A 21,574-nucleotide genomic window follows, 5' to 3' on the forward strand; every position below is an offset into this window, starting at 1 on the left:
GAAGTAGCCTCAAAGGCTCCACAAGGAAACGTTTACTGGAAGTCGGCCTTCTTCTCTTCCACCTTCGTCACCAGCGCGCGGACGGCGTTGGGGTCGAGCACGGCCGGCGACGGCGGGACGGCGGTTGGGAAGGCCTTGGCGATCTCGTCCATGTTCCCGGTCACGGCCTTGAAGGCCTCGCCGTTCTTCGCGGCCAGCCCCTTGGCATGGGCCGAGACGTAGGCGCGCGCCGCCGTGACGAAGCCGCGCGCGTCCTGGTATTCCACGGCGTTGGCCAGCTTGTCGTCGACGAAGGCTTCCTTGTACTCCTCGGCCGCCTGCGACAGGACGCCGGGGGCGACCGTCATGGCGAAGGCCGGGGCCTTCTGGTCGGAGGCCTTCATGGCCTTTTCCAGCTTGGCGAGCACGGCGTCCTGCTTGGCGAAGACCTCGGCGGCCGGCTTCTTGGCCTTCACGAGCCCGGCCAGCGCCTTCAGGTCGGCCTGGAAGTTCGGAAGCTTGCGCTTCTTGATCTCGCCTTCGATCAGGCCCCAGATCTCCTCGGTCGGGTGCAGGTAGTGGGGGGCAGCGTCGTCCAGGCGGCCGGCGCGGTACAGTTCCTGCCCGACGAGCAGGTGGCCCTTCAGCATCAGCAGGCGGCCGACCAGGGCTTCGCCTGCGGGGTATTCGGTGAAGATGTCCTGCTCCGGCTCCGCTTCGGCGGCGGCGCCGGCCGGGGCGGGATGCTGGTGGTCCGCCTGCGCGACCTGCACCGCGACGGGGGCGTGATGGCCGTGCCCGTGCATCGACCCGTGCATCTCGGCGGCGTTCGCCCCGGCGCCCAGAAGCGCGAAGGTGCCGATCCCCATCCAAAGCGTGAGCGTCTTCGTGTGCATGCGGGGTTGCCTTTCCTGTTTCCCGTTTGGTGCGCGTTCGGCCTGCGCCTGTTCGGCGCGTGTCCATGCGGCGTGTGTCGCGGTGCGATGCTCAACCCGCTATACTGAAATTGCGACTGAATCGCAATAGCTGTGCGCGACAACCGTGCGCAACGAGGGCCCAGCGCATGACGGGCTTGCCGGATCGGGGGTGCCGGCCGTGGCGCCGGTGGTGGCATAGTGTGCGCCCAAAGGACGCACCCCCGACCGGACAGGACACCCCCTTGGCCACCGACCAGACGGCACCGCCGGCAGCATCCGCCACCGCGCCCAGCGCCGGCACCCACGCCATTGGGCCGTCCGCCCCGGAAACGCCGCCGGTGCCCTTCGCGCTGCTGCTGGCGGAGGTGACCAGCGTCCAGGCGATCGCCACCCTGTCGGTCCTGACCATGGCGACCGTGGCTCCGCTGGCGGCAAGCTCGCTGGGGGTGGGGGCGGAGGCGGTCGGCTACCAGATCAGCATCATCTACGGCGCCGGCGCGCTGGTGTCGGCGGTGGCCGGCCTCGTCGTGCGGCGCTGGGGGGCGGGCACGGTCGGGGTCGCCGCCATGGCGCTCGGCCTGCTCGGCTGCCTGGGGCTCGCCACCGGACTGCTGTGGGTGGCGGCGCTGGCGTCGGTGCTGATCGGGATCGGCTATGGGCTGGTCAACCCCTCCTCCTCCCACCTGCTGAACCGCTTCACGCCGCCGGCCCGGCGCAACCTCGTCTTCTCGCTGAAGCAGACGGGCGTTCCGCTGGCCGGCGTGCTGGCCGGGCTGATCCTGCCGGGCATCGGCCAGTGGGCGGGGTGGCGCGGGGCGGCGCTGGCCGTCGCCGCGCTGTTCGCCGTGCTGCTGGCGATCTTCGCGCCGGGCCGGCGGGTGTGGGACGACGACCGCAAGCCCGGCCTGATCCTGCGCGGCAAGCTGACGGAGGGCCCGCGGCTGGTCTGGCGGGAGCCGGCGCTGCGCGGCTTCGCCCTGATGGGCTTCTGCTTTTCGGCCATCCAGCTGTCCCTGATGGCCTTCACCGTCAACATGCTGGTGCACGACCTCGGCTGGCCGATCGTCACCGCCGGCCTCGCGGTGTCGGTGATGCAGTTGTCGGGGGCGGCGGCGCGCATCGGCTGGGGCCTGCTGGCCGACCGGCTGCGCTCCGGCACCGCGGTGCTGGCCGGCATCGGCGCCCTATCCATGGCGGCGGCGCTGGTCACGGCCACGCTGGCGCCGTCCTGGCCGTCCTGGGCGGTGGTCGCGGTGCTGGCGGTGTTCGGCGCCGGGGCCATCGGCTGGAACGGCGTCTTCCTGGCGGAGGTCGCGCGCGTCGCCCCGCCCGGCTCCGCGAGTGCGGCGACCGGGGGCGCCATGATGCTGACCTTCGCGGGCGTGGTGGTGGGCCCGGCGCTGTTCGCCACGGCCTACAACGCGGTCGGCAGCTACGGGCTGACCTTCGCCCTGATGGCCGTGTTCCCGGTGGCCGGCGCCCTGGCCGTGCTGCGGGCCGCCCGCCGGTCCAAAAGCGCCGCCTGAAGGCGCCCACCAACACCCTGGGTTGTAAAAACACCCGCACCGAATCGTTGGTTCGCCTTGGTCGCCGGTCCAGTGGGGCAGACGGACATAGCCTTCACCCCACCTCCTCCCCGCACGGTACCACGGGCGACTCCGACGGGTTCCCCCCTTGGAACATGGCAACCCGGCTTTCGCAATGGCGTTCTAAGGAAGGTGGTTCGTGCATAATGCACAGGCCGGGACAACAAGGGCGAATACAAATGAAATGCAAGGATTCCTTGCTCCCGGTGCCAACGCAGTCCCGATAAGAGCCTTTCGCCGCCTTTTCCGCCCACAAACGTCGGAAAGCCCGCGCCTATGGACATGCGGACTCGTGTTCAGGACGATCGAGTTGCGGTCGACATCGACCTTTTGCCCATCTCTGAAATCGAAAATTTGCGCCAACTGTGGACCGACCTGGAATCACGCGCCGACGGGTCGTTCTTTCTGTCCTGGTCATGGATCGGCAACTGGCTGGCCTTTCTTCCGGCCAAGGCGCGCCCTCATCTTCTGATGGCGACTTGGCGAGGCCGCGTCGTCGGCCTGGCCCTGCTGTGCCCGCGCACGCTCTGGCGCTTCGGCCTGCTGCGCACGCGCTGCTGGCTGCTGCATGAAACCGGCGAGCGGGTCTTCGACCGCCTGTTCATGGAATACAACGGCATCCTCGCCGACCGGGCTTGCGCGCCCGACGTGCTGACCGCCTGCTTCGACTGGCTGGGCAGCCGCTTGACCAACTGGGACGAGCTGGTGCTGGGCGGGCTGGAGCCGGCGGCCGAGGCCGCCGTGCGCCGCGTGGCGCAGGGACAGGGCCACACGCTCCAGGTGCGGGTCGCCGACAGCACCCAATGGGTGGACCTTGACCTCGTGCGCCGTCAGGGCGGGGACTACCTCGCCACGCTGGGCAAGAACACCCGCGCGACGGTGCGGCGCGCGTTGCGGCTTTATGCGGAGCGCGGCCCGCTCGACTACCGCGTTGCCGCCGACGCGGAGGAGGCTCTGGCCGATTTCCGCGCCATGGAGGTGCTGCACCAGTCGAGCTGGGCGGCCCGCGGCCAGTCCGGCGCCTTCTCCAACCCGTCCTTCCGCCCGTTCCACGAACGGCTGATCGCCACCGGCGTGCCGGCGGGGACCGTCCGGATGTGCCGGGTCAGCGTCGCGGGGCAGCCGGTCGGCTTCCTCTACAACTTCGTGCACCGCGGGCGGGTGATGAACTACCAGGGCGGCTTCGCCTACGAGGACGACAAGCGCGTCAAGCCCGGCCTGGTCAGCCACGTGCTCGCCGTCGAGGACACGCTGGCGAGAGGCGAGGGCTGCTACGACTTCATGTCGACCCCGGCCGGGCACAAGCCGCTGCTGTCCAACGCCGGGCAGCCGATGAACTGGCTGGCGCTCGGCCCGGACCGGCTAACCCGTCAGATCGACGCCCGTCTCCGTCAGGCGAAGTGCGGCCTGATAGAAAGGCTTAAGCGGTTGCCGCGCAGCCCCCTGGCCCCCATGAATCGGTGACGGAATCGGTGACCGATTCCGCAACGCCGCGACATCCGGTCCCCCCGTATTTGGCCGCAATCCATTGGCGAAGGTCGTCACGATGAAGAACGCGTTCTCGAATGCCGCCATCGCCTGCGTGATGGGCGACATGGACATGGTGCGCCCGCTGGGGCTGGCCGGCGTGCGCTGCGCCGTGGTCACGCACCTGGGCACCCCGGCCCTGCATTCCCGCTACACCAAGGACGTGATCCTCTGGGAGGACGCGACCAAGAACCAGGACGCGCTGGTGGAGGAGATGGTCCGCTGGGGCCGCGCCCAGGCGGAGAAGCCCGTCCTCTTCTACCAGGACGACAACCAGCTGCTGATCGTGTCGCGCTACCGCGACCGGCTGGCGGAGGCCTTCCGCATCCCCATCGCCGACGCGGATCTCATCGAGGATCTGGTGGACAAGGGCCGCTTCCAGGATCTCGCGGAGCGGCTGGACCTGCCCGTCCCGGCGACCCGGCGCCTGTTCCCGACGCGCGACCTCGCCCCCGTCGCGCTGGACCTGCGCTTTCCCCTGATCATCAAGCCGCTGACCCGCCGCAAGATCTGGGACCTGACGGAGGGGTTCGGCAAGGCGCTCCGGGTCAACGGCATCGACGAGCTGCGCGCCCTGTGGCCGAAGCTGGCGGCGGTCGGGCTGGACGTGCTGGCGCAGGAGATGATCCCCGGCCCGGAAACCCGGATCGAGAGCTACCACGTCTACGTCGACCCCCGGGGCTCCATCGCCGGGGAGTTCACCGGCCGCAAGATCCGCACCTACCCCCTGGAATACGGCCACAGCACGGCGCTGACCATCACCGACGAGCCGGACGTGGCGGCGCTCGGCCGCAAGATGGTGGAGGCTCTGGGGCTGACCGGCGTCGCCAAGTTCGACTTCAAGCGCGCCCCGGACGGCGGCCTGCATCTGCTGGAGGTCAACCCGCGCTTCAACCTGTGGCACCATCTGGGCGCGGTGGCCGGCGTGAACCTGCCGGCGCTGGTCTACGCCGACGCGCTGGGGCTGCCCCGCCCGGCGGTCGGCAAGGCGCGGGTCGGCGCCTGCTGGTGCTCCATGACCAAGGACCTGAAGGCCGCACGCGAGAGCGGCGTCCCGATGGGCGAATGGCTGTCCTGGATGATGCGTTGCGAGGCGAAGGCGCTGGTGCTGGACGACCCCATGCCGTTCCTGTTCAACCAGTTCAACCGCTTCCTGCCCTCCAACATCCGGCGCACCCGCCCCGTGGACGCCCTGAAGGCCTGAGCGGACGAAAGGCACGGGCGATGCGGATCGGCATCCTGTCGGACATCCACGCCAACCTGGAGGCCTTGCAGGCCGCGCTGGCCGACATGGGGTCGGCGGGTGTGGAGCGCATCGTCTGCCTGGGCGACATCGTGGGCTACAACACCGACCCGTCGGCCTGCATCGCCCTGCTGCGCGAGGGCGGCGCCCTGTGCATCGCCGGCAACCACGACCGGGCGGTGACCCGCCAGATCCCGACCGACGGATTCAGCGTCGGCGCCATCCGGGCGGTGGCCTGGACGCGCAAGCGCCTGTCGGCGGAGGAGATCGCCTGGCTCACAGCATTGCCGCTGAAGGCCGCGGTGGAGGACCAGTTGGTGGTGGTGCACGGCGCGCTGCATGTGGACGAGGGCTGCGAGCTGGTCCGGCTGAACAGCGACGACCGCCTGCGCCAGTCCGCCCAGGCGCTGCTGGAGCATCCCTCCGGCGCCCGCGTCTGTGCCTTCGGCCACACGCACCGGCTGGGCGTCTATGAGTACCGGGCTGGGGAGCTGTGGACGCACGAGGGCGACGAGGTGGGCTTGCGCGACGGATCCGTCTACCTGCTGAATCCCGGCACCGTCGGCGAGCCGCGCACGGCCGAGCGCCGCGCGACCTACATCGTCTTCGACACGGTGAACCGGGTGGTGAACGTGCGCCGCGTGCCCTACGATGATGCAACCGCCTTCGCCAAGACCCGCAAGGCCGGCATCCAGCCCCGCCGGCTGCTGGCCATCCCCGCCCCGATCCGCTCCACGCTGCAGGAGGGCCTGCGGCGAGTCGGCCTTTACGAAATGGTGCGGCGGGTGATCAATTCGTAAGGGCGGCGCAACGGGCCGCCCCACCGTCAGTGAACGGTGGCGAGCATCAGCAGCGAGGCCGAGAGCGGCAGAAGGGCGAGCAGAAGCTTGAACATGACCTGGGTTCCTGTCCCTGAACGGCCGGGACATTACCCTCATGCGCGGCGAATTTCTGTGATAAAGCGCACAGCCACCGCCGCACTTTTGTCACGGCAGATCTGCGCGAACGGGGCTCGGGATCAGGCCGGATACCGGTCCCGGTATTTCACGATGACCCACAACGCGTGGATTATGCCCGGGATGTAGCCGAGCAGGGTCAGCAGGATGTTGATCCAGAACTGGGCGCCGAACCCCACCTGGAGGAAGACGCCCAACGGCGGCAGCAGAAGCGCCAGGATGATGCGTATGATGTCCATGCCTGAACAACACACGGCGACGCCCGAGGTTCCAGCACATCCCCCATCATCCTTCGACGCGTGCGCCAGGAAAACGCAACCACCCCCTCTCCTGCCCCCGGCGGGAGAGGGAGGGGCCCGCCGCGCAAGCGGTGGGAGGGTGAGGGCTTGGTCATCCCGAGAAACCTTGCCCTCACCCTTCCCACGCTGGCGCGTGGGCCCCTTCCCTCTCCCAGCGGGGCTGGGAGAGGGGAATGAATGCTGCGTCGCTATCGCCGCGGCCCGAAGCGCTTGCGCGGGGCGCCGCGGAAGCCGGCTTTCGGCGGCGGCTCGCGCCGATTTCCGGCGGAGCGGGCGCCGCGGGTGGCGAGCAGGTCGGACAGGCGCCGGCTGACCTCGGCCCGGCGGGCACGCACGGCCTCGCGCTCCGGGAACAGGGTCGGGAACTTGCGCGCCGCCCAGTAGTAGAGGTCGCAGGCGCGCGATGCCGCCTCCAGCGCGGCGCCGTCCAGACCGTCGAGCCGCGCCGGGACGATCCGGCCGATGGGCATGGCCTCCCCCGACTCGACCGCGCCGATGATGGTGGCGAGGATGCGGGCCTCCGCCTCCTCGTCCAGGTCGGCGGGGGCGAGCAGCAGGTCGAGCTTGGCCGCCAGCGGCAGCCGCCGCTCGTCCAGCAGCACCGCCAGCCGCCTCAAGCCCGACAGGTCGCCGACCCGGTAGGGCGAGCCGCCCGTGCGCGCGTCGGCGAAGCAGTCCACCAGCAGGACCGTTTCCTCCGTCCCCAGATGGTCCGCCAGACGGGCCAGCATGCCGCGCGTCGGCCGCACGGTCAGCGGCGCCGTCGGCAGCAGGCGCGGGTCGCCTTTCTCAAGCAGGTTGCGCAGCGCCTGGGGCGTGCCGCGCCCGACGACTCCGAATTCCCCCGACTCGAACTTGCCGAAGCGGCCGGCGCGGCCGGCGATCTGCTTCACCTCGGTCGCGGTCAGGGGGCGGACGCTGCTGCCGTCGAACTTCTCCAGCGCGGTGAACAGGACGCGGCGGCAGGGCAGGTTCAGCCCCATGCCGATAGCGTCGGTCGCCACCACCACGTCGGCCTCCCCGGACAGGAAGCGCGCCGCCTCCCGCCGCCGCACCTCCGGCGCCAGCGCGCCGTAGACCGCCGCGACCGACATCCCCCTGGCCCGCAGCGTGTCACGCACGGCGTGCACCTCGCGGCGGGAGAAGGCGATCAGGGCGTCGCCGGGCTCCACCTCTTCCCAGTTCAGGCGGCGGTCGATCATGGTCAGCGGCACCTTGCGCTCCAACTCGACCACCTCCAGCCGCTCGCCCAGATGTGCCGCCGCGCGCTCGACCAGCGGCCGCGCCTCGGGCGCGCCCAGGATGTAGACGGTCTCCGCCGGGGCGCCCATCAGCGCCGCGGTCCAGGCCCAGCCGCGGTCCGGGTCGGCGAGCATCTGGATCTCGTCGATCACCGCCACCTCCACCGGCCGGTCGGGGTCCATCACCTCGATGGTCGAGGCGGTATGGCGCGCGCCGGGGGTGGAAATCGCCTCCTCCCCCGTCAGCAGGGAGGCCGGCGTGCCCTCCGCGTTCAGCCGCTCCATGACCTCCAGCGCCAGCAGGCGCAGTGGTGCGAGGTAGACGCCGTCGTAGGCCCCCTTCAGCGCCTCGATCGCGTGGTGCGTCTTGCCGGAGTTGGTCGGGCCGACCACCAGCACCAGCCGCCGCCCCAGCCCGCGCGCCACGGGGAACAGCCGCTCGAACCGCGCGAAGTCGAAATGCCGGTCCACATAGGCGCGCCCGCGCGCCTCCGCCCTCTCCCACCGCCAGACGTCGAACTCCCGGTCCCAGCGGTCGAGCAGCTCGTCCACGCCGTGCCGGTTGCGCGCCGCCCGCGACAGCCGCTCGGCCAGGCTGGCGAAGGTCCAGCCGTCCTCCGGCTCCCCCACCTCCGCCGCGTAGCGGTGCAGGCGGGCGGCCACACGCGACTGCGCCTCCTCCAGCGCGGAGGACAGGGCCGGGTCGCCTTCCAGCCGCAGCGTCAGCTCCTCGTCGGTCAGGTCGGCCAGTTCCAGCACGTCCAGCGTGCGGGAGACCTGGAGCCGCACCGGGGCGGCCAAGCCGGGCCAGGGCAGCTCGTCGGCGCGGACGGCGCGCAGGCGGGTGCGGTCGTCCGCCGGGTGCAGGCTGGTCGACCAGCCCTCCAGCGCGCGGCGCCCCTGGGCGAGCAGGTCGTTGCGCCGCCGGGCGCGGTCCAGAAGTCCCTCGATCTCCAGCAGGATGGCCTCCCGCCGCTCCGCCGGCACCAGCAGGTCGCGCTTCCCCCTGGGCAGCGGCAGGCCGAGCGGGACGAGGCCATGCCGTTCCGCATGCTCCACCCGCGCGACGCCGACGGCGGCCGGCGTCACCACGTCGGGGTGCGCAGAGGCCAGCTCGTGGACGAGGTTCGGGTCATGGGGAACGCTGTCATCGGGAAGGGACATCGCGGGTCTCGCACTTCACTACTGCTTTTCTTAAAACCGTTTTGGCTTTTCGCAAAATCACACTGGCGGTCGGGGGCCCATCCGTGTCATGAGCCTGACCCCGCCGGGCATTCCGGCCCGGGGCAGGCATCAAGCCATGACCAGACAACTCCGCGCAAAGATTCTGAGACCCGATCTCGATCCGGCCGACCGCAAGGGGGTATCGGGCACCGCCGCAGGGGGCACCGCCGCCGGAGAGACCCGCTGCCGCTGCTGCGGCCGGCCGGGCGGCGCCGTGGTGCGCTGCCTGCCGGACGGGCGCTGGTACGACCCGTCCGACCAGACCTGGCGCGACGGCCGCGGGCGCCGGGCCGCCTGGCCCGACGTGGTCGAATACGCGCAGACCCGCGACCTGAAGGTCGTCGTCCGCCCGCGCCAGCCCTCCGGCAACCCGGAGGCGCGGCCCAAGAGCCTGTGCCAGCGCTGCTACATGCAGGAGGAGGCGCTGCGCAACGCCATCCGCAACCGCATCCGCGCCCGCATGCGCCGGGCGCTGGGCGACCTGTTCCTCGGCGACTACTCCGCCCCCGGCATCCTGGAACGCGCCATGGAGCTGTACCGCCGCAAGCCCCGGCGGAGTTAGACGGGCTGGAATTATACCGGCTCTTGGGGCTCCCCCGGCATGGGCGGGACGCCGGGCGCCTCGTCGGGCGGAGCGTCCGGGGGCAGCGGCATCGGGATCGGCACATCCGGGTCCGGACCGGGCGGCGGATAGGGGCTCATGGTCGGCCTTTCGCAAGGGTTGGACTCCCCTGTCAACACCCGGGCAAAGCGTCCGGCACCTGACCAAAATCAACGCGACGCTTCCGGGTCCCGGCGATGATGGGCTGGAAGGACCGCCGCCCCCAGGACCGCCACCATGACCAAGAGCTTCATCATCACGCCGCTATCCCCGTCCCACGCGGACCAGGCGCTGCCCGTGGCGCAGGCCCTGCACCGGGACATGACCCTGGACCAGTGGCGCGGCGCGGTGGCCCCCTTCCTGGAATCCAATATTGACGGCGGGTGCGGCGCCATGGCCTGCGCCATGAGCGACGGGCACATCCGCGGCCTGTACTGCTGGCGCGTCAGCGCCGACGGCGCGGTGCGCGTGCTGACCGTGCCGATCTTCGTCGCCATCGGCCTGTTCGACGCGGCGGCGACCAGCGCGGCGCAGATCGAATCCATCGACCACCTCGCCCGCCAGCTCGGCTGCGGGACGGTGGTCGTCGATGTGCGGGGCTGCGTGGTGGCGGCCACGGCGCCGAAGCTGGATGCGGAAGGGCTGTTCACCCGGCTCGGCTACCGGCTGATCGGCGAAGCCCTGGTGCGGGAGGTCGGGGCCGGCTCCGCCGCCTTCACGACGGCGGGCGCGGCCTGAGAAAGCGTTACCGACCCCGGAACCACGCCACCGCGTCGGCCAGCGCCTCGCCCGCCGGGCGCGGGCGGTAGCCGAGCTTGGCTTCCGCCTTGGCGGAGCTGAAGAACATCCGCTTCTGCGACAGGCGCACGCCGTCCACCGTCATCAGCGGCTCGGCGTTCGCGCGTGACACGCGGGCGAATGCCTCCATGGCGTAGGCGAGCGGGATCAGCGCGCGGTGCGGCAGGCGGATGACCGGCGGCGTGCGGCCGACCAAGGTCGCGATGACCGCCAGGATGTCGCGCAGCATCAGGTTCTCCCCGCCGAGGACGTAGCGCTGCCCGACCTCCCCCGTGCGGAAGGCCTGCCAGTGCCCCTCCGCCACGTCGTCCACATGCACGATGTTCAGGCCGGTGTCGACGTAGGCCGGCATGCGCCCCGCGGCGGCGTCGGCGATCATGCGGCCGGTCGGCGTCGGGCGGATGTCGCGCGGCCCCACGGGGGTGGAGGGGTTGACGATCACCGCCGGCAGGTCGCGCTCGGCGATCAGCCGGTGCACCTCCCGCTCGCCCAGGAACTTGGTGCGCTTGTAGGGGCCGATCATGTCGTCGAGCGTGGAGGGCGTCTCCTCGTCGGCAACGCCGCCCGGCACGATGCCCAGCGTCGCCACGCTGCTGGTGTGCACGATGCGCGGCACGCCGGCGTCGAGTGCGGCGAGCATCAACGCCCGCGTGCCGTCGACGTTGATCCGCCGCATGCGCTCCGGATCCGGCACCCAGAGGCGGTAGTCGGCGGCGACGTGGAACAGCGCCTCGCACCCCGCGACGGCGCGGCGCAGCGAGGGCTCGTCCAGCAGGTCGCCCTCGACGACCTCGACGTCCAGCCCCTCCAGGTTGCGGCGGTCGGTCCCGCGCCGCACCAGCGTGCGGACGGCCAACCCCTCCGCCAGCAGCCGGCGCGCGACCGCGGAGCCCACGAACCCCGTGGCGCCCGTCACCAGCACAGTCATCGGTCGGTCTCCCCTGCGTGCGGGCTTACTGCTTAGTCGCGGCGGCGATCTCGCGCGTTTTCTCGTCGAGCCGCTTGGTCAGGCCGGCGACGCCCTCGTCCTGGATCGTCCGCGCGAAGTCGGAGCGGCGGGTGGCCAGCTCGCTGATCGTGCGGTCCAGGAAGACGTCGGTGATCTTCCAGCCGGCGCCGGGCGAACCGGCGTCCACCGGGCGCAGCAGGAAGTTGATGGCCACCGGCTTGTCGTCGGTCGGGACGATCTGCGTCTCCACCACCGTGCCGGCCTGGGTCGCGCGCTCGCCCTGCACCTCCAGCTTCTCGCCGCCGAAATCGTTGAAGTTGGTGGCGTAGTTGGCGACGCTGTAGCGGGTGAAGGCGTCCACCGCCTGGTCCTGCTGCTGCGGGGTCGCGGCCGACCAGGCGGTCGCCCCGACCACGACGCGGGTCATCAGCGGGGCGTTGAATGCCTTCTCGAAGGCCGGGCGGATGCGGTCGAAGCGGCCCTGGAAGCCCAGCTTGCGGCCGTCCTTCATGGCGCCGATCAGCACGTCGTAGAAGCCCTGCACCACGGCGCGCGGCGCGCCCGGCCCGCCGGCCGGTGGGGTCTGGGCCCGGGCCGGCGACATCCCGCCGGGATACAGCGCGGAAAAGGCCAGGATGGCGGCGAACAGGGCGAAGCGCCGCGACGCCAGGAGAGAAGTAAGCACCTTGCCGACGGCCACGGTGGCAAGCCTCCGGGAGTTGGATGGGGAACGGGACGGACCTGGGAAAACAGGTGCCGCGCCCGAGTGGCACTATGTATGGAGCAATCCCGCGAGGGCGAGAAGCCCCCTTGCAACCCGCCTTCCCCCAAAAAGGAATAGCTTGCCCAACGCGGAATACCGGAAAATTGGGCAAACGGGATACCAAAGCTATATTGTGCGCCGGCGCGTTGTGATGTTGTCTGTACGCCGCGCACCCACCTATGGCCGATGGCAGAAGCGAGGCGATGGACATTGTGACGGTTTTGGCGATCGTCTTCGCGCTGGTGACGGCCGTGGGAGCGGCGGCGCTGGCCGTCTCCGCTTGGGCAGTCTCACGATTTCGCGCCCTGCCGATGCCGGTCCCCGCCCGGCGCCCGCCGATCACCATCCTGAAGCCGCTCTGCGGCGCGGAGGCGGAACTGGCGGACAACCTGCGCTCCTTCATCCGGCAGGAATACCCGGCCTTCCAGATCGTCTTCGGCGTGCAGAACCCCGCCGACCCGGCCATCGCCGTGGTCGAACGGCTGATCGCGGAGAATCCCGGCGTGGACATGACGCTGGTGGTGGACGCCACGCGGCACGGCACGAACCTGAAGGTCGGCAACCTGCTGAACACGCTGTCCCGCGCCAAGCACGACCTGCTGGTCATCGCCGACAGCGACATCCGCGTGCCGCCCGGCTATTTGGACGCGGTCGCCGCTGATCTTGAGGGGCCGGGCGCCGGTTTGGTGACCTGCCTCTACACCGGGCGCGGCGCCGAGGGGCCCTGGGCCCGGCTGGGCGTCGCCTTCATCAACCACGGCTTCCTGCCCTCGGTGCTGCTCGGCCGCCTGACCGGGCGGCGCGACGGCTGCTTCGGCGCCACCATGGCGCTGTCCCGCGCGACGCTCGACCAACTGGGCGGGCTGGAGCGGTTCCGCGACCATCTGGCCGACGACTACGCGCTGGGCGCGGCGGTGCGGGAGCTTGGCCGGCCGCTGACGCTCAGCCCCTGCGTCGTCGCCACCACGGTGACGGAGCGCAACGCGAAGGACCTGATCGCGCACGAGATTCGCTGGATGCGCACCGTGCGCGCCATCGAGCCGTCGGGCCACGCCGGGTCCATCGTGACCTTCCCGGTCTTCTGGAGCGTCATCGCGCTTCTGGTGTCGCTGGCGGCCGGTCTGCCCTGGCTCGGCGTCGCCTCCCTCCTTCTCGCCCTCGGCGTCCGGTTCGCCGCGGGGCGGATCATCGACCGCGCCCTGGAGCAGCCGGCGACGCCGCTGTGGCTGCTCGCGGCGCGGGACCTGTTGTCGGCGGGCCTTCTGCTCGCCAGCTTCTGCGGGACCACCGTGACGTGGCGCGACGCGCGCTACCGCGTGGATTCCGAAGGGCGGCTGCATTTCTGCGGAGAAGAATCATGATGCGGACCCTGTTCCTCCAGCCCCCCTCATTCGACGGTTTCGACGGCGGCGCCGGGTCGCGATATCAGGCGAAGCGGGAAATCCGGTCCTTCTGGTTCCCGACCTGGCTGGCCCAGCCGGCGGCGCTGGTGCCCGGCAGCCGCCTGATCGACGCGCCCCCGGCCGGCCTGACGATGGAGCAGGTGCTGCCGCTGGCCAAGGACTACGACCTCGTCGTCATGCACACCTCCACCCCGTCCTTCGCGTCCGACGTCAAGGTCGCGGAGGCGCTGAAGGCGGTGAACCCGAACCTGAAGATCGGCCTGGTCGGCGCCAAGGTGGCGGTGCAGCCGGAGGAAAGCCTGAACGACGCGCCGGCGATCGACTTCGTCGCCCGCAACGAGTTCGACTTCACCATCAAGGAGGTGGCGGAGGGCCGCGACTTCGCGACCATCGACGGGCTCAGCTACCGCAACGCCGAGGGCGTCGTCGTCCACCGGCCGGAGCGGGCCATGCTGGAAAACATGGACGATCTGCCCTTCGTGACGGAGGTCTACAAGCGCGACCTGCGGATCGAGGACTATTTCATCGGCTACCTGAAGCACCCCTACGTCTCGCTCTACACCGGCCGCGGCTGCAAGTCGCGCTGCACCTTCTGCCTGTGGCCGCAGACGGTGGGCGGCCACCGCTACCGCACGCGCAGCGTGGAGCATGTGGTGCGCGAGATCGCCTACGCACGGGAGGCCTTCCCGCAGGTGAAGGAGTTCTTCTTCGACGACGATACCTTCACCGACGACCTGCCGCGCGCCGAGGCCATCGCCAAGGAACTGGGCCGCATGGGCGTCACCTGGTCCTGCAACGCCAAGGCGAACGTCCCGCGCGAGACGCTGAAGGTGCTGAAGGACAACGGCCTGCGCCTGCTGCTGGTCGGCTACGAGTCGGGCAACCAGCAGATCCTGCACAACATCAAGAAGGGCATGCGGATCGAGGTCGCCAAGCGCTTCACCAAGGACTGCCACGAGCTGGGGATCGCCATCCACGGCACCTTCGTGCTGGGCCTGCCGGGCGAGACGCCGGAGACGATTGAAGAGACCATCCGCTTCGCCATCGAGACCAACCCGCACACCATCCAGGTCTCGCTGGCCGCCCCCTATCCGGGGACGGAGCTGTACCGGCAGGCCATGGAGAACGGCTGGCTCGACACCGACCACGCGGAGCTGATCGACGCCCGCGGCGTGCAGATCGCCCCGCTGCACTACCCGCACCTGGCGCACACGCAGATCTTCGATTCGGTGGAGACCTTCTACCGCCGCTTCTACTTCCGCCCGCGCAAGATCGGCTCGATCGTCAACGAGATGGTGCGCAGCCCGGACATGATGAAGCGCCGCCTGCGCGAGGGCGTGGAGTTCTTCCAGTTCCTCAACGCCCGCAAGGCCGCCAAGGCCGCCGGCTGACATCGTGCGCCAACTGATCGTCACCGCCGACGACTTCGGCCTCGACCCGGCGGTGAACGAGGCGGTGGAGCAGGCCCACCGCACCGGCATCCTCACATCCGCCAGCCTGATGGTCGCCGCCCCCGCGGCGGCCCAGGCGGTGGCGCTGGCGAAACGGATGCCGGGGCTCGGCGTCGGGCTGCATCTGGCGCTGGTGGATGCCGGCTCCACGCTGCCGGCCGGGGAGATCCCGGACCTTGTCGATGCGCGCGGGCGCTTTTCCGACCGGCAGGCGCTGGCCGGCTTCTCCTACTTCTTCCGCCCGTCGGTGCGGCGGCAACTCGCGGCGGAAATCCGCGCGCAGTTCCGCGCCTTCGCGGCAACCGGGCTGCCGCTCGACCATGTGGACGCCCACAAGCACATGCACCTGCACCCGACGGTGGGGCGCATGCTGGTGGAGATCGGGCTGGAGTTCGGCCTGAAGGCCGTCCGCATCCCGGATGAACCGGGCCATCCCGCCCTGCTCTCCCCCTGGATCGGCCTGCTGCGCCGCCAGGCCCGCCGCGCCGGCCTCGCCACCCCCGACCGCGTCCACGGCATCCGCCACAGCGGCGCCATGACCGAGGAGCGGGTGCGCGAGGTCGTGCGCGATCTGCCGGACGGCGTGACCGAACTCTATTCACACCCCGCCACGTCCCAGACCCCCGCGCTCGCCGCCCTGATGCCCACCTACCGCCCCGCCGACGAGTTCGCGGCGCTGGCGTCGCCGGAGATCAAGGCGATGGTGGAGAGGGAGGGGATCCGCCTGACGACCTACGGGGCGCTTTCCCCTCTCCCGCCGCAAGGCTTTGTCCCCTCTCCCCTCCGGGGAGAGGGTTAGGGTGAGGGGGTCCCGCTTCGCTGGTACGTTCGGCAGAAGCGCAACCCCCTCACCCGGCCCTTCGGGCCACCCTCTCCCCAGAGGGGCGAGGGAGACCTCCCTCACCCTTCCTGCTTTGTCGGCACCGGCCCCAGCAACGCTGGCAGCACGAACACCGCGGTCAGCAGCGTGCAGCCGAGCGCGATGCACAGCAGAAGCCCCATGCTTGCCGTGCCGGGGTGGTGGGACAGCGCCAGCGTGCCGAAGGCGGCCGCGGTGGTCAGCGCGCTGAACAGCACGGCGCGGGCCGTGGGCGAGGCCAGCGGCTCGCCATGGCCGGCTCGCCAGTTCACGACGAAGTAGATGTTGAAGGCCACGCCGATGCCCAGCAGCAGGGGCAGCGCGATGATGTTGGCGTAGTTCAGCGACAGTCCGACCAGCACGCACAGCCCCATGGTCAGCAGCAGCGCCAGCACCAGCGGCGCCACCACCAGCACCACGTCCCGCACCCGCCGCAGCGCCAGCGCCAGCAGCACGGTCACCGCGACCAGGGCCAGGACGGCGGCGCGCAGGAAGGCCGCGCTGATGGTGTCGCCCGATTCCTGGATGGTCACCGCCACGCCCGTCGCCTGGGGCGCCACCGCCCGCACGGCGTCCACGAAGCGCACGATGGTCGCGTTGTCGTGGCTGTCCCCCTTGGGGAAGACCGTCACCCGAGCCCGCCCGTCCGGCGCCACATAGTCGCGGACGAGGTCCGGTGGCAGGCTGTCCAGAGTCACGGGCTGGGCGTCCAGGATGGCCGCGATACCGTCCAGCCGCGCCTTCAGCCCCGTGGTCATGGCCGTCGCGGCGCGCTGCACCGTGGCGTCGTCGGACTTGGCCAGCCGTTGCAGCGCCTCCGCCCTTTCCGGAGCGCCCACCCGCACGAGCCGCGCGGCGACCTCCGCCGCGGCCTTCCGGATGTCGTCCGTCGTCGGCGGCGGCTCCGTCCCGGCGAGCGCCAGGGTCGGGCCGATGAACTGCGCGGCGTCGGCCAGGAGCGCCAGCTTCGCCGGCTGGTCCTCCGGCACGAAGCCGCTGACGCTGATGACCTCCCCCACCTCCGGCAGCGTGGACAGCCTGTCGGCGAGTTCCGCGGCGGCCTTCACGTTCGGGGTCACCACCTCGATGGAGAAAGGCGAGGTGCGCGGGCTGTCCATCAGGTCGCGCATCGTGGACATCGCCTCGGTGTGCGGGTTCTGAAGGTTCAGCGGGTTGAAGTCGAAGCGCAGCTGCGTCAGCAGCGCGACCGACCCCAGTGCCGCCAGCCCGGCCACCGCCAGCACCGCGCGGCGGTGGCGCAGCAGCGCGCGGTCGAGCGGCCGGGCCGCCGCGATGCCCACATGCTCCCGTTCCGGCGACGGGTGGAACAGGGTCAGCAGCGCCGGCAGCAGGGTCAGGTTCAGCAGCACGGCGATGACCATGCCCGCCCCGGCGATCAGGCCGAGCTGCGACACGCCCACATAGGCCGTCGGCACGAAGGCCAGGAAGCCCGCCGCCGTGGTCGCCGCGGCGAGCAGCAGCGGCCGCCCGACCTCCCGCCCGGTGGCCCGCATGGCGGCGTCGGGCTCGCTGATGTTGAAACGCTGCTCGCGGTAGCGCACGCAGACCTGGATGCCGAAATCCACGGCGATGCCGATGAACATGACGGCGAAGGCGACGGAGATCGGGTTCAGCGTCCCCACGGCCAGCGCCGCGAAGCCCGCCGTGCACACCAGCCCGACCACCAGCGTCACCATGATCGGCACGATCAGGCGGGGCGACCGCACCGCCAGGAACAGGATCACCAGCACCAGAACGGCGGACAGCGCCAGCGACTCCCCGGCCCCCTCCGACACCGTTGCGAATTCTTCGTCGTTCAGCGCGACCGAACCGGTGATGCGCACCCGCACGCCGTGGTCCGGCGTCAGACCCAGTTGCCGCACCGTGTCGCGGATGAAGCCGGTCGGCTTGGCCGCCGCCTCCAGCTCGTCGAAATCCAGGATCGGCTGGGCCAGGACGAAGCGGCGCAGTTCCTCCGGCGCGGGATCGCGGCCGGTCAGCAGGGTGGACCAGGCCACCGGCTCCGTCCGGCCCTGCAACGCCGCGCCGACGGCCGCGCCCACGGCGTCGAGCGGCGCGGCGATCTGCGCCATGGTCGCCTGTTTGCGCTCCACCCCCTCCAGCATGCGGTCGAGCACGCCGAACAGGCCGCGCGCGCTGGGGTCGGCGGCCAGCACGCCGATCAGCGGCTGCGCCTCGATCAGCCGGTCGGTCAGGGCGCGGATTTCCTCGGTCGGCAGGAACAGGATGCCGTTGCGCTCGAAGAAGGGGCCGGAGCCCGGCATCCGCACCGTCTTGAACAGGTCGGTGCGCGTGCGCAGCCGCTCCGCGATGGCGGTGGCGGCGTGGTCGGCAAGATCCGGCGCCTGCCCGTCCACGACGACGGCCAGCAGGTCCACCTCCTGCGGGAACAGCCGGTCGAAGGTCAGCTCCCGCTCCCGCCAGGGCAGGTCGGCGGCGATCAGCTTGGCGACGTCGGTGTCCATGCCCAGCCGCGTCGCGGCCGTCCAGCCCAGCGCCCCCGCCGCCGCCAGCGCCAGGAACAGGACGATCAGCGCGTGCCGGATGCAGGCGCCGACCAAGCGCTCAACGATGCGGTCGATCATCGCCCGGTCACGTCTCGCGGTAGCCGAGCAGGACCAGCCCGACGAGCATGAAGCACACCGGCCAGACGATGCCCGGCAGGCGCCGCTCGCCCTCCGGCAGGCGGATCTCCAGCCAGCGCGCCCAGGCGCCGGCGACGCCGAACAGGGCCAGCGGCGTGTGGGTCATCTCGATCAGCAACTCCTCCCGGATGTTGGCGAGCTGGTGGGAGTGGGTGAGCAGCAGCCCCGCCCCCACGGCCGTCAACAGCGGGAAAACCATCGCGGTCCAGGGCGTCTTCAGCTTTCCCGTCCGCACGCCCCATTCGAAGGCGGCGAAGCCGATGACCAGAAGCACCAGCAGCCGGTGCTGGACCACCTCCGGGTCCCGGAAGCTCTCGAAGAAGCCGATGTCGCCGAGCGGCCAGCCCTCCGGGTCCGACCGCACCAGCAGGAAGACGGCGAGCGCCAGGAACAGCAGCGGCCAGTGCCGCGCGATGGGTACGCGGCCGGTCTTTTCCAGCAGTGCTGCGAAGCCGACCGCCAGCACGATCAGCCCGGCCCAGTGGTGGTTGTACTCCGACCAGGCGATGTCCGCGGCGTTGCGCGGCGGCGGGGCGCCGGCGCCGGGGACGAAAGCGCGCGGGGCGGCCTCCTCCTCCGCCTTGGCCTGGGAATCGAGCTTGGCCTGCAGGGCCGGGATGGCGAGGCTGCCGTGGTCCGGCGTGTTCATGCTCGGCCAGCGCGGCTCCAACCGCTCGGCGATCTCGTGCAGGGTGACGCGGTTGTCCTGAAGGTCCACGGCCGGCGGCAGCGACGTCAGCGACGCGGCGGCGAACAGCACGGTGAATCCGATGCCGATCTCCGCCTCCGCGAAGCGGCGCATGCGCAGGGCCGACGAGGGACCGCCGCGCAGCGCCCGCTCGATCATGCGGAAGTTCAGCGCGCCGAAGACGAGCAGGCCGGCGAACATCATGGCCTTGGACGACAGCATCAGGCCGTAGGCGGTGCCCCAGATGCCGCCGGGGTCGCCGACGAAGACCACCGCCAGCCCGACCCCGCCCACAAGAAGCGCCGCGACCGATCCCACCGCCATCATGGAATAGCGACGGCCGATCAGCGCCCAGGCGGGACGCAGGCCGACCTTGGACAGGGCGCTGACCAGATAGGGCAGCCCGCCGATCCACACCGCGGCCCCCGCCACATGCAGGGCGGTGAAGGCCAGCAGAAGGCCGCGCTCTTCCGGCCGGGCGGCGGAATGGCTGGTCGCCACCAGGGCGCCCAGAAGCAGCACCGACAGCAGGGCGAGCAGTCCGTTGGCGCCCCGCCCCGCCACCGCCGCCAGGGCCAGCGCGGCGGCGAAGGAGACCGCACCCGCCACCACGAATTCCGCACCGACGAGGTCGCGGAGCGGCAGCTCCGTCGTACCCTCCAGCACCGCCAGCCCCACCGCGGCGTCCGCGGCGACGACCAGGGCCAGCCCCAGCGCGGACCAGCGCAGGATGTGCCGGCTGCGCGTCTCGATCCCGTCGGAAAAGCCGGCCAGCGCCGGCCGCAGCGGCTGCGCCAGCAGCAGCAGGAAGGCGCAGCCGCCCACCGCCATCATGGTGCCGACCAGCACCAGCGCCCGCAGCATGACCGAAAGCAGGCCGAAGATATCGGTCAGCAGTTCCATGGCTTTACTGGACCCTTGCCTGAGGCGCCTGCACCTTGAAGGGCACCACGCCGCGGGTGATGTGCCCGTCCACCGACAGCACCTGCCAATGCAGCTGGTAGGCGCCGGGGGCCAGCCCGGTGGCGCGGCCGGTCAGCGCGTCCGCCGGGCTGTCCGGCGCGATGGGCACCACGGCCGGCTCGCTCTTCCCGGCCGACACGCTCAGCTTGCTGCGCGCGTGGTCGACACGGCTGTTGAAGCGGACCGACAGGTCCACGTCCGGCCCGGCGACGGTCCCGTTCTCCGCCGGGCGGGATTCCTTGATCACCGCGTGGGCGTGCACGGGCGACGCGAGCACGAGCGCCAGCAGCCCGCCCAGGGCCGCCAGGGAGGGGGCCTTCGCAACCGTCCGCATCATCCAATCCCCGAAAGACGGCCCAGCCGGGCGCCGCCCTGGTTCATGACCGCGCCGATGGAGGACGCCGTGCGGCCGTTGACCAGCGCCGACGCGGCCGCACCCAGCTTGCCTTCCGACAGGCGCGCGAAGGCGTCGCCCATCGCCACGGCCATGTGCAGCATCACGCTGGCGTCGCGGTAGCAGTCGGTCGTGCAGGCCTGGCAGCCGTCGCGCACCGTGCGGCTGGCGTCGAAGTCCCAGACGGAGCAGAGCGGCGCCGCCCAGTCCTCGCACCGCCACAGGTCGTAGTTCCAGTCCAGGTAGAAGTACTTGTAGCCGGCCAGGCAGACGAAGCGCTCCTTCTCGCCGCGCAGGCGGCGCTTCATGTCGGCGACGGAAGCGCGCGGGTTGTGCACCGGGAAGCGCTCGCGCTGCCGGTCCACCGCGTCGAAGGCGGCCAGCAGTTCCGTCGGGCGCAGGTCGACGAGGTCGCTGTCCTCCGACCACACCAGCGAGGAGGAGCCCAGCTCCGCCTTGCGCGGGTAGGAGAAGGTGACGCCGCTGAAGCCCAGCTCCTTCAGGAAGTCGACCAGCGCGTCGTAGTCCGGGATCAGCTTGCTCATGGTCACGGAGGCGACCGCGGACATGCCCAGCTTTTCCATGCGGGCGGTGGATTCCCGGATCCGCTCGCACACGCCCTTCAGGCCGCGGTTCTTCTCGTGCGTCTCGGCGTCGGCCGCGTCGATGGAGATGAACAGCGTCTTGAAGCCGGCCTCGGCCAGCTCGTCCAGCTTCTTGGGCAGCAGCCAGCCGTTGGTGACCAGCGTCGGCTGCATGCCGTGCGCCATCGCGGTCCGCGCCATGGCGCCGATCTCCGGATGAAGCAGCGGCTCGCCCCCCATGAAGGTGACGAAGCGGACGGACGCCCGGTCGCGCAGCAGGGCCATCGCGTCCGCGAAACGGTCGGCGTCCAGCCAACTGCGGTGCTTCACATAGCCCTTGTCGTGCGCGAAGTTGCAGAATCCGCAGGTCGCGTTGCAGGCGTTGGTGACCGAGATGTTGCAGATGGCCGGGCCGCCCCGCGGGATCAGCCGCAGCAGGTCCATCAGCCTCGAATCCTTTCCCGACATGCGTCTTTCCTTCAA

Annotated in this window: 18 protein-coding genes; 9 read left to right on the forward strand and 9 right to left on the reverse strand. The window is 70.9% G+C overall.

Annotated elements, in window-relative coordinates; genetic code table 11:
* Positions 1 to 32: 32 nt before the first annotated feature.
* Positions 33 to 875 carry a hypothetical protein gene (locus J2851_RS07025; protein ID WP_209765229.1) on the reverse strand — a complete coding sequence of 281 codons (843 nt, stop codon included), beginning with the start codon at positions 873 to 875 and terminating at the stop codon, positions 33 to 35.
* A 263-nt stretch (positions 876 to 1,138) separates the two neighbouring features.
* Here J2851_RS07025 and J2851_RS07030 point away from each other — a divergent pair, with 263 nt between their 5' ends.
* The 4 genes from J2851_RS07030 to J2851_RS07045 all read left to right on the forward strand — a co-directional run bounded on the left by J2851_RS07030 (position 1,139) and on the right by J2851_RS07045 (position 6,052).
* Positions 1,139 to 2,422, forward strand: a complete 1,284-nt coding sequence (locus tag J2851_RS07030; protein WP_209765230.1) for an MFS transporter — start codon at positions 1,139 to 1,141, stop codon at positions 2,420 to 2,422.
* A 414-nt stretch (positions 2,423 to 2,836) separates the two neighbouring features.
* Positions 2,837 to 3,946, forward strand: a complete 1,110-nt coding sequence (locus J2851_RS07035; protein WP_246500481.1) for a GNAT family N-acetyltransferase — start codon at positions 2,837 to 2,839, stop codon at positions 3,944 to 3,946.
* 82 nt (positions 3,947 to 4,028) lie between these two features.
* Positions 4,029 to 5,213 (forward strand): carboxylate--amine ligase, encoded by a 1,185-nt coding sequence (locus J2851_RS07040; protein WP_209765232.1) that lies wholly within the window; start codon positions 4,029 to 4,031, stop codon positions 5,211 to 5,213.
* A gap of 20 nt (positions 5,214 to 5,233) precedes the next feature.
* Entirely contained in the window at positions 5,234 to 6,052 is an 819-nt protein-coding gene (locus J2851_RS07045) for a metallophosphoesterase family protein (protein WP_209765233.1), read from the forward strand.
* 218 nt (positions 6,053 to 6,270) lie between these two features.
* Here the strand turns inward: J2851_RS07045 and J2851_RS07050 are convergent, their stop codons facing one another.
* Both J2851_RS07050 and J2851_RS07055 read right to left on the reverse strand, forming a co-directional pair.
* Entirely contained in the window at positions 6,271 to 6,447 is a 177-nt protein-coding gene (locus J2851_RS07050; protein ID WP_209765234.1) for a YqaE/Pmp3 family membrane protein, read from the reverse strand.
* 248 nt (positions 6,448 to 6,695) lie between these two features.
* Entirely contained in the window at positions 6,696 to 8,912 is a 2,217-nt protein-coding gene (locus tag J2851_RS07055) for a helicase-related protein (RefSeq protein ID WP_209765235.1), read from the reverse strand.
* Positions 8,913 to 9,048: 136 nt separating this feature from the next.
* On the opposite strand from J2851_RS07055, the gene J2851_RS35610 reads away from it, so the two are divergent.
* Together J2851_RS35610 and J2851_RS07065 are read left to right on the forward strand one after the other, a co-directional pair.
* On the forward strand, positions 9,049 to 9,534 hold the full coding sequence (locus tag J2851_RS35610; protein WP_246500482.1) for a hypothetical protein: 486 nt from the start codon (positions 9,049 to 9,051) through the stop codon (positions 9,532 to 9,534).
* Positions 9,535 to 9,810: 276 nt separating this feature from the next.
* Entirely contained in the window at positions 9,811 to 10,311 is a 501-nt protein-coding gene (locus tag J2851_RS07065) for a hypothetical protein (protein WP_209765236.1), read from the forward strand.
* Positions 10,312 to 10,318: 7 nt separating this feature from the next.
* Here the strand turns inward: J2851_RS07065 and hpnA are convergent, their stop codons facing one another.
* Positions 10,319 to 11,299 (reverse strand): hopanoid-associated sugar epimerase, encoded by a 981-nt coding sequence (gene hpnA, locus J2851_RS07070; protein WP_209765237.1) that lies wholly within the window; start codon positions 11,297 to 11,299, stop codon positions 10,319 to 10,321.
* 25 nt (positions 11,300 to 11,324) lie between these two features.
* Positions 11,325 to 12,020: an ABC transporter substrate-binding protein gene (locus J2851_RS07075; protein WP_209765238.1), complete on the reverse strand. Its 696-nt coding sequence runs from the start codon at positions 12,018 to 12,020 to the stop codon at positions 11,325 to 11,327.
* Positions 12,021 to 12,286: 266 nt separating this feature from the next.
* On the opposite strand from J2851_RS07075, the gene hpnI reads away from it, so the two are divergent.
* From hpnI to hpnK, 3 genes are read left to right on the forward strand one after another with little or no spacing between them, the layout of a single operon-like run.
* Positions 12,287 to 13,444: a bacteriohopanetetrol glucosamine biosynthesis glycosyltransferase HpnI gene (gene hpnI / locus J2851_RS07080; RefSeq protein WP_209765239.1), complete on the forward strand. Its 1,158-nt coding sequence runs from the start codon at positions 12,287 to 12,289 to the stop codon at positions 13,442 to 13,444.
* A complete protein-coding gene (hpnJ, locus tag J2851_RS07085; protein WP_209765240.1) occupies positions 13,441 to 14,877 on the forward strand; it encodes a hopanoid biosynthesis associated radical SAM protein HpnJ in 1,437 nt (478 codons plus the stop codon). Before hpnI ends, hpnJ begins: the two co-directional genes overlap by 4 nt.
* Before the next feature lie 4 nt (positions 14,878 to 14,881).
* A complete protein-coding gene (gene hpnK / locus J2851_RS07090; RefSeq protein WP_209765241.1) occupies positions 14,882 to 15,736 on the forward strand; it encodes a hopanoid biosynthesis-associated protein HpnK in 855 nt (284 codons plus the stop codon).
* A 101-nt stretch (positions 15,737 to 15,837) separates the two neighbouring features.
* On the opposite strand, the gene J2851_RS07095 is transcribed toward hpnK, so the two are convergent.
* The 4 genes from J2851_RS07095 to J2851_RS07110 are packed head-to-tail and all read right to left on the reverse strand — an operon-like array spanning position 15,838 to position 21,559.
* Positions 15,838 to 18,402: an MMPL family transporter gene (locus J2851_RS07095; RefSeq protein WP_209765243.1), complete on the reverse strand. Its 2,565-nt coding sequence runs from the start codon at positions 18,400 to 18,402 to the stop codon at positions 15,838 to 15,840.
* Positions 18,403 to 18,409: 7 nt separating this feature from the next.
* Positions 18,410 to 20,053, reverse strand: coding sequence for a copper resistance D family protein (locus J2851_RS07100; protein ID WP_209765245.1), 1,644 nt, complete (start codon positions 20,051 to 20,053; stop codon positions 18,410 to 18,412).
* Between the two features lie 4 nt (positions 20,054 to 20,057).
* Entirely contained in the window at positions 20,058 to 20,450 is a 393-nt protein-coding gene (locus J2851_RS07105; protein ID WP_209765247.1) for a copper resistance CopC family protein, read from the reverse strand.
* On the reverse strand, positions 20,447 to 21,559 hold the full coding sequence (locus J2851_RS07110) for a radical SAM protein (RefSeq protein WP_209765249.1): 1,113 nt from the start codon (positions 21,557 to 21,559) through the stop codon (positions 20,447 to 20,449). Before J2851_RS07110 ends, J2851_RS07105 begins: the two co-directional genes overlap by 4 nt.
* Positions 21,560 to 21,574: the final 15 nt, after the last annotated feature.

This window comes from Azospirillum rugosum, assembly GCF_017876155.1.
GTDB lineage: Bacteria > Pseudomonadota > Alphaproteobacteria > Azospirillales > Azospirillaceae > Azospirillum > Azospirillum rugosum.